Annotated in this window: 10 protein-coding genes and 1 pseudogene; 4 read left to right on the forward strand and 7 right to left on the reverse strand. The window is 61.0% G+C overall.

Translation table 11 applies throughout. The annotated features are described in order from the left end of the window. The first annotated feature begins 340 nt into the window (after positions 1-340). On the forward strand, positions 341-1,537 hold the full coding sequence (locus C2U40_RS20440) for an NnrS family protein (protein WP_103828016.1): 1,197 nt from the start codon (positions 341-343) through the stop codon (positions 1,535-1,537). 10 nt (positions 1,538-1,547) lie between these two features. On the opposite strand, the gene C2U40_RS20445 is transcribed toward C2U40_RS20440, so the two are convergent. Then, positions 1,548-2,117 (reverse strand): helix-turn-helix domain-containing protein, encoded by a 570-nt coding sequence (locus tag C2U40_RS20445; RefSeq protein ID WP_181014824.1) that lies wholly within the window; start codon positions 2,115-2,117, stop codon positions 1,548-1,550. Positions 2,118-2,238: 121 nt separating this feature from the next. Here C2U40_RS20445 and C2U40_RS20450 point away from each other — a divergent pair, with 121 nt between their 5' ends. Together C2U40_RS20450 and C2U40_RS20455 are read left to right on the forward strand one after the other, a co-directional pair. Further along, positions 2,239-3,390 carry a benzoate/H(+) symporter BenE family transporter gene (locus tag C2U40_RS20450; protein WP_103828014.1) on the forward strand — a complete coding sequence of 384 codons (1,152 nt, stop codon included), beginning with the start codon at positions 2,239-2,241 and terminating at the stop codon, positions 3,388-3,390. 150 nt (positions 3,391-3,540) lie between these two features. Then, entirely contained in the window at positions 3,541-4,605 is a 1,065-nt protein-coding gene (locus C2U40_RS20455; protein ID WP_011707631.1) for a DUF3103 family protein, read from the forward strand. A gap of 62 nt (positions 4,606-4,667) precedes the next feature. On the opposite strand, the gene metF is transcribed toward C2U40_RS20455, so the two are convergent. Then, entirely contained in the window at positions 4,668-5,564 is an 897-nt protein-coding gene (gene metF, locus C2U40_RS20460; RefSeq protein WP_019838601.1) for a methylenetetrahydrofolate reductase, read from the reverse strand. 328 nt (positions 5,565-5,892) lie between these two features. On the opposite strand from metF, the pseudogene C2U40_RS20465 reads away from it, so the two are divergent. After that, a pseudogene (locus tag C2U40_RS20465) lies at positions 5,893-6,686 on the forward strand (GNAT family N-acetyltransferase). A gap of 66 nt (positions 6,687-6,752) precedes the next feature. Here C2U40_RS20465 and C2U40_RS20470 read toward each other — a convergent pair. From C2U40_RS20470 to uvrA, 5 genes are all read right to left on the reverse strand, one after another. After that, entirely contained in the window at positions 6,753-8,237 is a 1,485-nt protein-coding gene (locus C2U40_RS20470; RefSeq protein ID WP_103828013.1) for an ABC transporter substrate-binding protein, read from the reverse strand. 8 nt (positions 8,238-8,245) lie between these two features. Then, positions 8,246-10,225, reverse strand: coding sequence for a methyl-accepting chemotaxis protein (locus C2U40_RS20475; RefSeq protein ID WP_045788880.1), 1,980 nt, complete (start codon positions 10,223-10,225; stop codon positions 8,246-8,248). A gap of 219 nt (positions 10,226-10,444) precedes the next feature. Then, a complete protein-coding gene (locus C2U40_RS20480) occupies positions 10,445-11,056 on the reverse strand; it encodes an OmpW family outer membrane protein (RefSeq protein WP_011707635.1) in 612 nt (203 codons plus the stop codon). Between the two features lie 446 nt (positions 11,057-11,502). Beyond that, positions 11,503-13,188 carry a diguanylate cyclase gene (locus tag C2U40_RS20485; RefSeq protein WP_181014823.1) on the reverse strand — a complete coding sequence of 562 codons (1,686 nt, stop codon included), beginning with the start codon at positions 13,186-13,188 and terminating at the stop codon, positions 11,503-11,505. A gap of 140 nt (positions 13,189-13,328) precedes the next feature. Beyond that, positions 13,329-16,157, reverse strand: a complete 2,829-nt coding sequence (uvrA, locus tag C2U40_RS20490; RefSeq protein WP_029302578.1) for an excinuclease ABC subunit UvrA — start codon at positions 16,155-16,157, stop codon at positions 13,329-13,331. Between the last annotated feature and the right edge of the window lie 80 nt (positions 16,158-16,237).

The raw sequence follows: 16,237 nt of genomic DNA on the forward strand, positions 1-16,237 counted from the left end.
GTTAAAGAGCGTCACGCTTGTCGCGTTGAGGAGGCGCATATTACGCTTCTCACTTCGAAAGTCAAGCGATTGCTTTCGCTTTTCTTTCGGCGCCCACTTCGTAAGGAAGCTGGCTCATCAGGTTGACGTGTTCCGCCGTGCTGGTAGGGGCGCATTATAGGGAGCCGCGCCGCGATGACAAGGGCTTTTTCACCGAAAAGAACCGTTCGCTCAGATATGCAGCAAAGCGGTTCTATTTCACTCGCATCACCACCATTTTGGGCTTTCATTGGATTTAAATTGAACATTTGAAAAGCCACTTTATAATTGGCTTTTCAAATGTTCAATTTAGGTTTCATTCATGCACCAAATCCTGGATAGCCGCAAAGAGGAGAAAATCGTTCCTCTGTTCCGCCTCGGGTTTCGGCCTTTCTTCCTGTTCGGCGCCTTGTTCTCGGCATTGGCAATGCTGGGCTGGCTCGGGCAGCTCAACGGCTGGTTCGTCCTGCCGGGGATTGGCAACCCCATCTGGTGGCATGCCCATGAGATGCTGTTTGGGTTCGGAGCCGCGATCGTCGCGGGGTTCCTGCTGACGGCAGTACAAAACTGGACCGCTCACCCCGGGGTTAGAAGCTGGCCCCTGGTGCTGGTCGTCATGCTGTGGGCATTGCCGAGGGCCTTGCTGCCCTGGTTGGGCGAGCACAATACCCTGCTGATGACGGCAGACCTGCTCTGGCTGCCTCTTTGTGCCTGGTATCTGGCCAAACCCATCGTGGTAACCAGGCAGTGGCGCAACCTCTTCTTTGTGCCGCTGCTTGTCGTGCTGACACTGCTCAACGCCGCCAGCTGGCTGTGGCAGGCGCAGTGGGCTGATATGGAACATCTACTCATTACTACGGTGCTCTTGTTTACGACCCTGATCGCCGTAATGGGAGGGCGAGTCATCCCCTTCTTTACCGCCAGAGCTACCAGGATGGAAAAAGCTGCACCTATTCTCTGGCTGGAGCGGGCTGCCCTTGCCACGCTGTGGCTCACCCTGGTGAGCTGGCTGCTGCTGCCCACCCCATGGGCCACCAGCCTCTACTTGCTTCCTTTATATATAGTAGCGGCCGTTTTGCACTTGTGGCGCCAATTGCGTTGGCGGCTGCCTTCCACTCTTGGCCAACCCCTCTTGTGGTCGCTGCACCTCGCCTACCTGTTTATTCCTCTCGGCCTGCTCGCCCTTGGTGCTCTGGCTGCCGGCCTGCCCATCAGCCTGTCGCTGGCCAGCCACCTGCTCAGTGCCGGCTGCATGGGGACCATGATCCTGGGGATGATAGCCCGGGTCTCCCTTGGTCACAGTGGCCGGGCCTTGCAGGTGGGGCGCAGGATCCAGTGCGCGTTCGCACTGGTGATCATGGCCGCCCTGATCCGGGTTCTGATCCCGCTGCTTTGGCCGACCGATACCTTGCACGGCTGGAACCTGAGCGGCCTGGCCTGGAGCCTGGCGTATGGTCTTTTTGTCTGGGTCTATGCCCCCATATTGACCAGCCCCCGGGCTGATGGGCGCCCAGGCTGACCCAGGTGGGTCAAGATCTGCTGGCCGGATAGTGGATCAGATTGTGGAAGATGGCAGGAGCCACTCCCAGATTGCGATAGCCATGGGGGCGGTCGGCCGCGAAGCGCACCGCCTCCCCCTGCGTCAAGGAGCGCCACTCCCCCTCAACCAGCACTTCCATCTGGCCACTGATGACGATGACATGTTCGGTCACCCCGGGTTCATGGGGTTCTGATTCTCGCTGATAACCGGGCAACAGAGTCAGCTCAAACAGTTCGAATCCAAAGCGCCCCTCATAAGGGAAGAGAGGGGCGACCTGCATGCCCTCTCCCGCCGGCTGCTGGCGAATCGCATCTGCGGTGCGATAGAGCACCTCCCCCTGCTCTGCCGGGGTCGGCTCGATGAAGCTGGAGAAAGAGACCCGAAAGCCGGTGGCAATCTTCCACAGGATGGCCACCGTCGGGCTCGACTCTCCCCGCTCAATCTGGCCCAGCATGGCCTTGCTCACTCCCGTCTCCCGCGCCGCTACATCCAGGCTCCAGCCCAGTTCGCTGCGCAAGCCCTTCAGACGTTGGGCCAGATGCTGATTCATCTCTTGCATGACTGCCTCTTTATTGTGCTTGCTTGAATCGCCTTGTGCGCTATAGCGCACAGCGATATAGTCTGAAGCAATATTGTACGCAATAACGCTCAAACCGTCACAACTCCACAAGGACGTCACCATGCCCTTTGCCCTTCCTCATCTGGTCGCCGGCTTCATCGCCGTGATGGTCGGTTATACCAGCTCGGTCATCCTGATCATTCAGGCAGCCACGGCAGCGGGGGCCGATGCTGCCCAGCTCGCGTCCTGGCTATGGACGCTGGGCATCGGCATGGGTATCAGTTGCATCGGCCTCTCCCTCTATTACCGCATCCCCGTCTTGACCGCCTGGTCGACCCCGGGTGCCGCCCTGCTCATCACCAGCCTGGGTCACTTCACTCTGGCCGAGGCCATCGGCGCCTTCGTTATCTCTTCTCTGCTGATCACCCTGTGCGGCATCAGCGGCTGGTTCGAGCGGCTGATGCGTCATATCCCGGCCCAGCTGGCGGCGGCCATGCTGGCCGGGGTATTGCTCAAGTTCGGGCTGGATCTGTTCAAGGTTGCGCCAGCCGATCCCTTGCTGCTAGGCAGCCTGCTGCTGGCATTCCTGCTCGGCCGCCATCTCTGGCCACGCTATACCATGGTGCTGGTACTGGCGACCGGCATCCTCATCTGCCTGCTGAGAGGTCAGCTGCAGCTTGACACCATCCACTGGCAACTGGCCGGCCCGGTCATGACCTGGCCAGAGTTTTCCCTTGGTGCCCTGTTCGGCATTGCCTTGCCACTGTTCATCGTCACCATGACCTCCCAGAACATGCCGGGCATTACCATTTTGCGGGCCCACGGCTATCAGCCCGCCACCTCATCCCTCATCACCTGGACCGGCCTCACCGGTCTGCTGCTGGCGCCCTTCGGCGGCTATGCCTTCAACCTGGCGGCCATCACTGCGGCCATCTGCATGGGGAAAGAGGTGGATCCGGACGCCAACCGGCGCTGGCCCGCGGCGGTGTGGGCCGGCGGCTTCTACCTGCTGACCGGCTGTTTCGGGGCCACGGTCGCTGCGCTGTTCACGGCCTTCCCGGCGACACTGGTGACCTGTGTCGCCGGGCTGGCGCTGCTCGGCACCATCGGCAGCAGCCTGCACACCGCATTGCAGCACGACGATGCCCGTGAGGCCGCCCTGCTGACCTTCATCATCACCGCCTCCGGCATCAGCCTGCTCGGTATCGGTGCCGCCTGCTGGGGACTGCTCGTCGGCATCATCCTGTATCAAGTCAACCAGCGGAGAAACTGACCTGACCATCTGGGGAGCCCCCCGTGAGACACCGCACATAATTCAGAAAAATTGGTTCACAGCTGAAACTAATTGCCATTAAGTGGTGCCGAGGCACTTCTTCTTCCCCGATGCGTGCCTCATGTCAGACTCATAAACTGGAGAATAATAATGAGGAATCAGGCTGTCATTTTGTTACTGGCACTGCTGGGCGCCACCACCGCCCACGCTGCCGACACCGATCGGGAGCTGGCACGCCAGCTCGCGCTGCAGCAGAAGAACCTGCTGCCGCTGCTGAGCAATCAGGAGTACCAGAGCCCGCTGCCCAACTTGTTGCAAAAGGCCAGTCCGCGCCTGAAACGCCAGGCTCGGGATGCCAACCAGGCAGCTATCAGCCGGCAAGGGCTGGACGGCGAGGTCAAGGAGCTGATGCAGTTGCGACTGGCCAACCCGGAGCAGGCCGCCGCGCTGCAGCAGGGTGTCGAGCCGCTGGTCGCCTATGTGCCGAGCGGCGATGAGAAGAGCTGGAGCGCCATCGAAGCCTTCGACAGCGCCGGCAACCCCGTCTATCTGGATGTGGACAAGGCACCTGCCCGTCCAGTCCTGGTCGTGGAAGCTGATCCCGTCAAGGCCAAGAACGCCGGCCTCAAGGTGATCCGCAAGGCGCTGGCTGCCGCCGACATGCAGGTGGCTCCCCGTGCGGCTGCCAGCACGGCACCGCTCAAGACCAGCATCCTGAAGAAAATTCGGTTGAAGGATGATCAGGAGCCCTGGCTGCTGGGTGCGGCCGAGGTGTATGCGGTGGTCGCAGGGGTCAATCCCAGCCGGGATGAGCCCGTGGTCGACATCGTCGACATGCCCTATCTCGACTATGACAACACCGACTACACCCCCAACCAGATCCTGGTCTACTGGGATCGCTATCGCTGGGGTGCCGTCGACATCGTCATGATGGAGCAGGACGACAACGTCAACTACAAGGAGCTGAGCGGCCTGTTCATCGATGCCCTCAAGCTGGCCTTCACGGCTGGCGGCGTGCCCGAGGCACTGCCCTTCCTCGACCTCGGCGGTCGCATCGTCAAGGCGCTGCCCGACTCCTGGATGACCAACAACGATGACTATCTGGATACCTTCTACACCCTGGAGCAGGATCAGAGCTATCACCAGTATCCAGGCGCAGCCGGCAATGCGGTGATCGACCTCGAACCCAAAGAGATCGCCCCCACCAGACCCTGATTGGTCGCCATAACAAAAAAGCCAATGAGCGACTCATTGGCTTTTTTTGTACCCGCGATCCGTTACTGCTGGCCTTTCGGCCTCACCCCCAGGGTGTGGCAGATGGCGTAGGTCAGCTCGGAGCGGTTCAGGGTATAGAAGTGGAAATCTTTCACACCTTCCTGACTCAGCACCCGTACCTGATCGATGGCGATGCTGGCCCCCACCATGTTGCGGGTCATCTGATCATCATCCAGCCCCTCGAAACGTTGATGCATCCAGCGCGGGATCTTCACGTTGGTGAAGCCGGCAAACTTGGCCAGGGTCTGGTAGTTGGAGACCGGCAGGATCCCCGGCACGATTTCGGCATCGATGCCGATGGCGGCACAGCGATCCCGAAAGCGCAGGTAGGTCTCGACGTCAAAGAAGAACTGGGTAATGGCGCGGTTGGCACCGGCATCGATCTTGCGTTTGAGATTGAGCAGATCCGACTGCGCGCTGCGCGCTTCCGGGTGGCCTTCCGGGTAGGCGGCCACCGAAATATCGAAGTCCGCTTCGGCCTTGAGCAGTGCCACCAGATCGGTCGCATACATCTCCGGCTTCTCCAGCCCCTGGGGCAGGTCGCCGCGCAGCGCCACGATATGGCGGATGCCGCTGTTCCAGTAATCGCGAGCAATGGTGCGCAGCTCGTCGCGGCTGGCGTCGATACAGGTCAGGTGCGGGGCGGCGATCAGACCGGTCCGCTCCTTGATGTCCTTGATCACCTTGTGCGTGCGATCCCGGGTGCCAGAGTTGGCGCCATAGGTCACCGACACAAACTTGGGCTCCAGTACTTTCAGGCGCTCGATGGATTGCCACAGGGTATTTTCCATCCCTTCGCTGTTGGGCGGAAAAAACTCGAAACTGACCGATATGTCGCCACTCAAATCTGCCAGACTCTGGTTGAGTGCCTCAACCTGACGTGCGCTGTGAAATCCCATCTGCTCTCTCCCTGCCCTGCAATCCATTTCTCTACGTCAAAACGGATGTTTGGACGTCTAAACGTCTTTATATCTTTATGAGAAAATGGCACAAAGTCAACCCTGTTTTACAGCGAGAGGAAGGCCGCCGATTTTTATTTGGCAATAAAGCCAAAGTAACGATTGGCACCCCATCCCAAAATCCGACGAGTCGCGTTATGATGAACGCAGATCGTCCTGGACGTTCTGAATCTGCGTGTGATTGTTTGGCCGGAGGTTTCTCCGGCCCCTTTTCAACCTCTTCCCCTTCCTGCCGATAACCAATTGAACCATTCGCAGGAGCATCATCATGGACACCCATCCCGGCTTTGCCACCGACTTGCTGTTCGATCGCTATCAAGGCAACGTGGTCGACCATGAGCAGTTCTGGGCCGTGCGCACTCCCGATGCTCCCGATTACTACTTCGGCAACTATTTGCTGCTCCCCTTTCCCCCCAGCGATCACGACAAGGGCTGGCTCGAGGCCAGTTTCGACAAGCTGATCGGGCAGGATCCCCGGGTCAGACACCGCACCTTCCAGTGGCCTCTCGCGGCCGGCCAGAACAGCCGGGTTGCCGGCTTCGTGGCGGCGGGATACCAGTACATGGAGTGCGTGGTACTGGCACTGGAGGCCGCAGACTGGCAACCACCAGCTGCGACGGTGGCTGCGCGTCCCTTTACCCCGGCCGACTGGGACGAGTGGCTGGCCTTTGAACTGGAGGAGCGGGACCCCGGTCACTCGGAGCAGAGCTACCTGCCCTATCTGCAGTCACGCCGCCAGTTGTACGAGGCGATGATCGGGGACGGGCTGGGTCAGTGGTGGGGGATCTGGCAGCAGGAGCAGCTGGTCGCCAGCTGCGGCCTCTTCTTCACCGAGACTCTGGGCCGCGCTTCCAGCTGGTGCGCACAAGGCAGGCATGGCGCAATCAGGGGTTGTGCCGTCAGTTGCTGAGCCAGGTTGCCAGGCACGGGCTGACACGGGTCGACCGGCTCATCATAGTGGCCGACGAGCACTATCACGCCCAGCGCGTCTATCGCTCGCTCGGGTTCGCCCCGGTGGCCCGCATCGGCAGCCTCTGTCGCTGGCCCCACCCGGTGCAGTGACATCGCTGATTGGCGGCAGCAAAGAAAACGGGAGGCTGATGCCTCCCGTTGTTTATCTGCCGGCAGCTATTGCTGCGGTGTTTCCAGCTCGTTGGAGAGCGCTTGCTCCACCTCGGCCGACGGAGCCGGCAACGGCGCGGCCGCGGCAGATGCCGCTGCGGCAGGCGTTGCTGACGGCGCCGGGGTGGCAGGTGTCTCTGTCATCGCCGGCGTCGCGGTGGATACAGCAGCAGGAGGCTCGGTGGTCGCAGCAGCGGCCGATACTGCGGGCGCGGCGGCCGGGACATCACACTGGCAATCGGCCCCTTTCACCTTGTTGCCCTGATGAGGCGGATACCAGCCCTTCAGGCCCTGCTCCAGCCGATCGGCTGCCGCCTTGGGCTCCATCTTGCCGAGCAGCACGGCCTGACTCACCTCCGCCAGCTCGTCGCCCAGCTTGGGCGTACCGCGAGAGAGGATCTGGGTGGCCACCCGGATGGTGGAGTCGCACTGATCCCGCCACTCCATCATCTCCTTCGCCGCCGGGTTGGTGACCTCGAAGAAGTGATTGGAGAGGGAGAAGAAGCCGGGCAAAGAGTTGGTATAGAGCTCGGCGAACTGCGGCGTGGTCAGCCACTGCAGGAAGGCCATTGCCGCCTCCTTGTTCTTGCTGGCCGGGTTCATGCCCATCCCGATGTCGGTGTGATCGGTAAAGAAGCAGCCATCGCCCTGTTTTGCCACGGGCGGGCGCATCACGCCAAAGTCCACCTTGTCGGTGAAGGGGGCGATCTCCCAGGAACCCGCCACGTAGAAGGCGGCCTTGCCCGAGGTAAACAGCTCGTTGGTCGCAGCATAGTCGCGACTCTCGCCGCCTTCGCCGAGGTAGGGACGCCAGCGCGCCAGCTCCTCGAACACCTTGACGTAGGGCGGGTTGTCAAAGCGCTCCTGCCCCCCGATCAACGCCAGCCGACCATCCTCCCCCTTCCAGTAGTTGGGGCCTATGTTCTGAAAACCGAGCTCTGAGGATACCCAGCTTTCCGAGCCGCTCATGGCGAGCGGCACATAGCGGCCATCGGCCTTCACCTTGTCCAGCGCCGCGAAGAAGGCATCCCGGGTTTGCGGCACGCTCAGCCCCAGCTCACTGAAAATCTTCTTGTTGTAGAAGAAGCCGTGAATCACCGAGGCCATCGGCACGCAGAAGGTCTGGGCGCCGGAGTCAGTCTGCCAGGGGGACTGGGCAAAACTTGGGAAGTTCTCCATCCCCGACATCTCGGTCAGCTCCGCCAGGTGGCCCGCCTTGAACAGGGCGAGCGAGTCATCAAACGGCCGGCAGGTGATGAGATCCCCCGCCTTGCCCTCTTTCAGACTGGCCCACAGGGTCGGCATGTAGTCGACGTTCTGCACCCCGTTGAACTTCACCTGGATGCCCGGGTGGGAGGCCTCGAAGGCAGGAATGATCTTCTGCTCCCACAAGGCCTTGTCATCAATCCGCCAGCTCTCGATCACCAGCTCGCTGGCCATCAGCTGACCACACAACAGGAGACTCAGGGCCCCGATCCACTTGTTAGACATAAGCCCTCCTAAACCTTGAAATGTGCGATCAATTGCTGCTGCTTGGCGACCAGATCCGCCAGCACTTCACTGCTGCCGGCCGACTCCCGCGCTTCCCGTTCGGTCTCGTAGGCCACCTCGGCGATGCCGGAGATGTGGCGGGCCACCCCCTGGCTGACCGAGATCTGCTCCTGGGCCGCATGCGCCACCTGATCCGCCATCGCCTTGATGGCGCTCATCCGGTCGGCGATGGATTGCAGGGCCGCATCCATCTCCCGGGTCTGCTCGACACAGTTGTGGGTCTGCTCCTGACTGCGTCCCATCACCTCCACCACCAGCTTGCTCGAGCTCTGCAGGTTCTCGATCATCGCCTGGATCTCTTCGGTCGAGGTCTGGGTCCGGTTGGCCAGTGCCCGCACCTCGTCTGCCACCACGGCAAAGCCACGGCCGGCATCGCCGGCCCGTGCCGCCTCGATGGCAGCGTTCAGCGCCAGCAGGTTGGTCTGCTCGGCAATGCTGCGGATCACATCGAGGATGCTGCCGATGTTGTTGCTGAACTCACCCAGCTTGTAGGTGATGCCAACGGCCTCTTCCATGGCACCTGCCAGTTGCTCCGTGATGCGACGGGTGGTCGCCACCTTCTGGCGACCGCTGCGGGCTTCATCATCAGCCAGATCCACTTCCCGCTTGGTGCCATCGGTGGAACGGGCCACCTCGGTGGCACTCACCTCCAGCTCGGTGATGGCGGCAGCCACCTGATCGGTCTGGCTCTTCTGGTCCTGTACCCGGGACACGGCCCTTTCGCTTATCTCGGCGGCGCGGCTTGCCTCCTCCACCAGATGACGGGAGCCGGCATTGATCTGGGAGAGCAGCTCGCCGGTTTTGCCGGCCAGGGTATCGATGGAGCGGGAGAGTGCGCCGAATTCGCAGCTGCTGCGATAGTTGATGCGGCGGGTCATATCCCCGGCCGCCATGTAATCCAGCTCCTTGTTGATCATCTGCAGCGGACGCTGAATGCTGCGCGCCGTGGTATAGCCGATGATGAGGGCGGCGGCGGCCGAGATGGCGGCCACCACCAGGATCCAGAAGCTGGCGCTGCTGACCGCATCATCCGCCGTGGTGCGGCTCTGGCTGGCAATCGAGCCGGCCGACTGCCCCATCTCGTCGAGCAGGCCCAGGCTGTTGATCAGGCTGGCATCAAGTTGCTGATTGAGGGTCTGCAGCGAGGCGGCCAGCTGCTGGGCATTGCGCATGGTCGCCAGCAGCCCCTGCTGGCCAAGTGCCAGCTCCTGCATCCGGTCGAGGTTGGAGACGAAGCGCTGCTTCACGTCATCCGGCACCAGCACCCGATCGAGCCGCTTGCGGGCCATCTCGATGTCCTTGCTCAGCACCTTCTCCAGCTCGTTGAGATCGGTCTTGGCATCGGCCCGGCGAATGTTCTTCAGATCGCGCGCGATGCCCGAAGTGATCAGCTCAGCCTTGTTGCGCATGGAGCGTTTGCTGGCGGTCTGCTGCAGCAGCAGATCGGCAGCCCACTGGTAGGTGTCTTCCAGCCGGATAAAGGCAATCTCCAGCTTGTGGCGCTGATCCTGGGCATTGACCCACTGGCTGTGCTGGGAGAGCACCTGTTCAGCCAGGCCGTAGAACTGCTTGGTGGCGGTATCGACCTGCTGAAAACGAGAGCCGGCCTCGGCCACCCCGCTAAACCTGTCCATCTCCTGGCTCAGCTGACTGAAACGCGCCTGCTGCTCCTTGAACTGGCTGGCCAGCTGCGGCAGCTGGCTTGCATCCTCGTTGGTCCGGTAGACCAGCACCCAGCGGTTGCTGTCCTGCAGGGCGCCTTTCAGGCCGGCCACCGCAATCACCAACGGGGTTGCCCGGTCGGAGACCTGTGACAAGCCGTCATTGATGCCCCTGATCTTCAGGGTGCTGATCACACCCAGCAGGATCAACAGCAGCAGCATCAACACAAATCCGGCGATGATCCGCTGCACAATAGATAAACCCATGGAGACATCCTCACTCGTGGGGGAAAGGTAACGTGAACATAGACACTATCGGCACAAGGGGCGAATTATAGAGGGGAGACCGAGGGTATTTTATTGATCTATATGGGGTTGGATCACAGTTGATGGGGGACGCTTTGCGCGTAAAAGGGCCCGGACTGTGCCGGGCCAAAGAGACATGCTAGCTGTAACGGCCCGTGGGGGGGCCAACCCTGTGTCCTATCAGAAGCGATAGCCGACACCAAACATGAAGGCCATCGGATCGATGGAGGTGTTGATGGTACCCACGGCGGTGTGCACGTCGGTATCGATATCCATGATCCAGGCGGAGGCGTTGACGAACCAGCGATCATTGATCGCCATGTCCAGGCCGACCTGACCGGCCATGCCCCAGGAGGAGTCCACGCTCACGTCGGTGCCATCCAGCGCGCCGCGGCCCTGCTCATCAAAGAAGGTGGTGTAGTTGATACCGGCACCGATATAGGGGCGTACCTTGCTGTTGGCATCACCGAAGTAGTATTGCGCCATCAGGGTCGGCGGCAGGTGCTTGACCTTGGCCACTTCACCCAGACCGGCGGTGGATACCGAGTGGGAGAAGGGCGTGGCTGCCAGCAGCTCGACACCCCAGTTGTCAGTGATCAGATAAGAGAGCGTCAGACCCAACTGCATATTGCTGTCGATTTCCAGCTCGCCGGTACCCAGCACGTTGTCACTGCTCGTTTGCGGAGAAACAAAGGCCAGGCCGCCACGCACCAGAATATCACCAGCCTGGTGGGCCATGGCGACGGGAGAAGCGAGCGCGGCCGCGATCATCAGAGGAAGGATCTTTTTCATCACGTTTTCCTTTTAGTTTTCGTTTTATATGTTGCAAGCCTGAAAACTATAAAGGGATGTGAATGCAGAGTTATTGATTTAGCTCAAAAGTTACCAAGAAATAGATAGATGTGTACAGCAGCTTAAGACTCACAAGATATGGCTGATAATTGGAGAAATAAACAATAAAAACATACTGATACGTCAATTCAAAATCAAACCAGCCACATTAAAGAATAATTTAAATGCATCTTATTGGGGCTTTAAACGGCTAAAAACGGTTGTTTCACTCGCCCAACCAGAGTATTTTTGCGAGCCATGTAGCCGGGCTGTAAGAAATTCTTTATGAAACCACAAACCAGAAGGGACAAAATAGTAGCCATACTGGCGGCCATCTGGGGTATTGGCTCCTTCCTGTTTATTTTATTGGGATTCGTTCTCGGCATGGCGCTATTAATTCTGACCCACTAGGCCGACTGGCTGGTGTGAGATGCCTGACACCGCAGCCACTCCCCCGCCACAATCTGCTCCGGGTTCAAATCCCACTGCGCCGGCCCTAGCTCCCCGCTATATCCGCGCCAGCGATTCCTGCCCTCCTGCTTGGCCCGGTACAGCGCCATGTCCGCCAGTTTGAAGCTCAGATTCCAGAACGAATCCTCCAGCTCCCGATGCAGGGGGTAATCGCAGAATCCCAGTGAAGCCGTCATCCAGAGCGGCAACTCTTCGCGCCCGAAGCGGCAGTCGGCAATCTTGCGGCGCAGACGCTCGACCCGCTGGGCAACCCGTGTCGGCTCATCGCCGGTCAGCAGCAGCAAAAACTCCTCGCCACCCAGCCGGATCAGCGGCTCCTCCTCAGCGAGGGCCCCCCGCAGCAACTCCGCCAGCTGGCATAACAGCAGATCGCCGATGTCGTGGCCGAAGCGATCGTTGACCTGCTTGAAGTGATCCAGATCCAGGATCAGCAACACCCTGCCTGCCGCCAGCGCATCGCGATTGAGCAACCATTCATCGAGGTAGCGCCGGTTGAAGGCGTGGGTCAGCGGATCCGTATAGGCGGCGGTCTCCATCCGGGATGAATAAGCCTGCAAGGCGCTGTGGTGCAAGCTGATCCTGGCTGCCATCTCCCGGAACTTGCGACTGAGCAGCGCCATCTCCTGACTGCTGTCGATGATCGGCAACACGCTCACATCCTGCTTTTCGGCAAACTTGTGCAGCGCCCCCACCAACTCGCCGATCGGCCCGAGCACAATGGCGCGCAAGCGGGCCAGCGCCATCAGAATGCAGGCGAAGCTTATCAGCAGCATGCCGATGAAGGTCCAGATCGCTCCCTCCATCGCCCCCCGCAACACGTCACGCTCCTCTTCCACAATCAGGGTCAAGACGGGGGTGCCGTCGTTGTCCAGCAGCAACCCCTCTCCCCTGACACGCTGCAACCCCAGATCCACCAGCCGGTAGCTCATGTATGGCTTGAACGGCTTGAAAGAGCCCAGATGCTCGCCAGATCTGGGCTGGGCAATGGTCAAGGCGAGCGCGGTCCGCGCCGCCAGATCGTCCAGATAGCGTTCATCCAGCCAACGGGTCGCCAGCAGATAGCCATTGGGTTTGGCATCGCCGAGGGTATTGGTCACCGGCTGCAGCGAGAAGATGAGCGGCCCCCATAACGAGCCTCTCACCCCGCTCAGACTGTGGATCCCCCCCTGCCGCGATTCACGCAGCAGTTGCAGCTTGAGGTCATCCAGAAAGAAGGGAAGCAGGGTGGTGTCCGTATCAGGTGCCTCCGGCAGCAGGGTGCGAGTCCAGATTTCAGAGCCCTGCAAATCCATATAACTCAGCACGTTGAGCTCAAAGTCCCGCATCGGGGTGTCGACCAGCAGATTGGAGTGGATGTAGCCCTGATTGGGCCTGGCCAGGAAGTGGTAGCTCTCGTCCCAGATCCCCCAATCCCGGGTGAAGGCATTGATGGCATTGATGTCACCCTGCACGGCCCTGACCACCCGTTGCAGATGATCCTGCATCCGCCGCTCCTCGACCCGCTGCGCCGCCGGCACCTGGGCCAGCGCGATCACGATGAGCAACATCAGGATGGCGCCTGCCCAGACGGGGAACATGGAGTAGGCCAGCAAATGATCGATGGAGCGGGATGGTTGAGCCATGGACGCCAATATCCTTTGAATGGCAATGCGAAACGGGAAGGGCCTTGCCCCAAGTATGGAGTATCGGCCCGTCTGGAGGTCACTGAATTACCACAATAAAAACAAGGGGCCCAGGGCCCCTTGTCACATTATTGAACGGATTATCGCGCCAGCAGCGGCGCCAGGAAGCGGGCCGTATGGGAATCCTCGCAACGGCTCATCTGCTCCGGCGTCCCCGTCACCAGAATGCGGCCGCCACCGGCCCCCCCCTCCGGCCCCAGATCGACGATCCAGTCGGCGGTTTTGATGACGTCCAGGTTGTGCTCGATGATGACGATGGTGTTACCGCGATCCCGCAACTGGTGCAGCACCTTGAGCAGCTGCTGGATGTCGTGGAAGTGCAGCCCGGTGGTCGGTTCGTCCAGGATGTAGAGGGTCTGACCGGTATCCCGCTTGGAGAGCTCGCGCGCCAGCTTGACCCGCTGCGCCTCACCGCCAGAGAGCGTGGTGGCCGACTGGCCGAGGCGGATATAGGAGAGGCCCACGTCCATCAAGGTCTGCAATTTGCGCGCTACCGCCGGCACCGGATCGAAGAACTCGCGGGCATCTTCCACCGTCATCTCGAGGATTTCGTGGATGTTCTTGCCCTTGTACTTAACCTCCAGGGTCTCGCGGTTGTAGCGCTTGCCCTTGCAGACGTCGCACGGCACGTAGACATCCGGCAGGAAGTGCATCTCCACCTTGATGACGCCATCCCCCTGACATGCCTCGCAGCGGCCCCCTTTCACGTTGAAGGAGAAGCGGCCTGGCTGATAGCCGCGCGAACGCGCCTCCTGGGTGCCGGAGAGCAACTCGCGGATCGGGGTAAACAGGCCGGTGTAGGTGGCCGGGTTGGAGCGCGGAGTACGGCCGATGGGGCTCTGGTCGATATCCACCACCTTGTCCAGATGCTCCAGCCCCTCGACGCTCCGATAGGGCGCAGGAGTGGACTCGGTGGCCTTGTTGAGCTCGCGGTGAGCGATGCGGAACAGGGTGTCATTGATCAGGGTCGACTTGCCGGAGCCGGAGACGCCGGTCACGCAGGTCATCACCCCGATCGGCAGATCCAGGTTGACGTTGCGCAGGTTGTTGCCGCTCGCCCCCTTGAGTTTCAGCCACTTGCCGGTGAGCGGGGTGCGCTCGGCAGGAATGGCGATCTGCTTGCGACCGGAGAGGTAGTCCCCGGTCAGTGACTCTGGATTATTGATGATCTCTTCCGGCGTGCCCTGGGCGACGATGGCACCGCCGTGCACCCCGGCCCCCGGGCCGATGTCGAGCACATGGTCGGCAAGGCGGATGGCGTCCTCGTCGTGCTCCACCACGATCACCGTGTTACCGAGATCACGCAGGTGAGTGAGGGTCTTGAGCAACCGCTCGTTGTCACGCTGGTGCAGGCCGATGGAGGGCTCATCCAGCACATACATAACCCCCACCAGACCGGCACCGATCTGGCTGGCCAGCCGGATCCGCTGGGCCTCGCCGCCGGAGAGGGTCTCGGCGCTGCGCGACAGGCTCAGATAGTTGAGGCCCACGTTCACCAGGAAACCGAGGCGCTCGACGATCTCTTTCAAGATCTTCTCGGCAATCTGGGCGCGCTGGCCGGTGAGGTTCAGCCCTTCGAAGAAAGCGAGCGCATCGCCGATGGACTGCTCGGCGATGGCCGGCAGGTTGCGGTTGTCGACGAACACGTGACGCGCCTCCTCCCGCAGCCGGCTGCCACCGCAGCTGGCACAGGATTTGTTGGCGATGTATTTGGAGAGCTCTTCACGCACCGAGTTGGATTCGGTCTCCCGGTAGCGCCGCTCCATGTTGTGCAGGATCCCCTCGAACGGGTGCTTGCGCACCACCACGTCGCCGCGATCGTTCATGTAGCGGAACTCGATCTCGGTGCGACCGGAACCGCGCAGGATCACCTCCTGGGTCTTGATCGGCAGATCCTCCCACGGCGTCTCCAGATCGAACTTGTAGTGCTCGGAGAGGGATTTGAGCATCTGGAAGTAGTAGAAGCTGCGCTTGTCCCAGCCGCGGATGGCGCCATTGGCCAGGCTGATGGCCGGATCGCCGATCACCTTGGCCGGGTCGAAATATTGCTGCACCCCGAGGCCGTCACAAGTCGGACAGGCACCGGCCGGATTGTTGAAGGAGAAGATGCGCGGCTCCAGCTCCGACATGGAGTAACCGCACTCCGGGCAGGCGAAGTTGGCGGAGAAGGTCATGGGGGCAACCCCCTCCTCCCCGTCCATCGGCACCACCAATACGATGCCACCGGAGAGGGTCAGCGCCGTTTCGAACGACTCGGCCAGACGCAGCGCCAGGTCATCGCGCACCTTGAAGCGATCCACCACCACCTCGATGGTGTGCTTCTTGTGCAGCTCCAGCGCGGGCGGGTCGGAGAGATCGCACACCTCGCCATCGATGCGGGCACGGATGTAGCCCTGGGCCGCCAGATTCTCCAGCAGCTTAGTGTGCTCCCCCTTGCGATCGCGCACCACCGGGGCCAGCAACATCAGCTTGCTCCCCTCCGGCTGGGCCAGCACCTGATCCACCATCTGGCTGATGGTCTGGGCGGCGAGCGGAATGGCGTGAGTCGGGCAGCGCGGCTCACCGACCCGGGCGAACAGCAGACGCAGGTAGTCGTAGATTTCGGTGATGGTGCCGACGGTCGAACGCGGGTTGTGGGAAGTGGACTTCTGCTCGATGGAAATGGCGGGCGAGAGCCCCTCGATATGGTCGACGTCCGGCTTCTCCATCAGGGAGAGGAACTGGCGGGCATAGGCGGAGAGTGACTCCACATAGCGGCGCTGCCCCTCGGCATAGAGGGTATCGAACGCCAGAGAGGATTTGCCCGAACCGGAGAGGCCGGTGACCACGATCAGCTTGTCGCGGGGCAGGGTCAGATTGATGTTCTTGAGGTTGTGGGTGCGAGCACCCCGGACCACGATCTTTTCCATCTTGTTGCACGCTCGATACGGAAACCTGAGCGAGTCAGTATGGCATAGAGACTACTGGATGAATAGACAGGTTTTATCCA

Origin of the sequence: Aeromonas sp. ASNIH4 (assembly GCF_002934425.1) — a bacterium.
GTDB lineage: Bacteria > Pseudomonadota > Gammaproteobacteria > Enterobacterales > Aeromonadaceae > Aeromonas > Aeromonas hydrophila.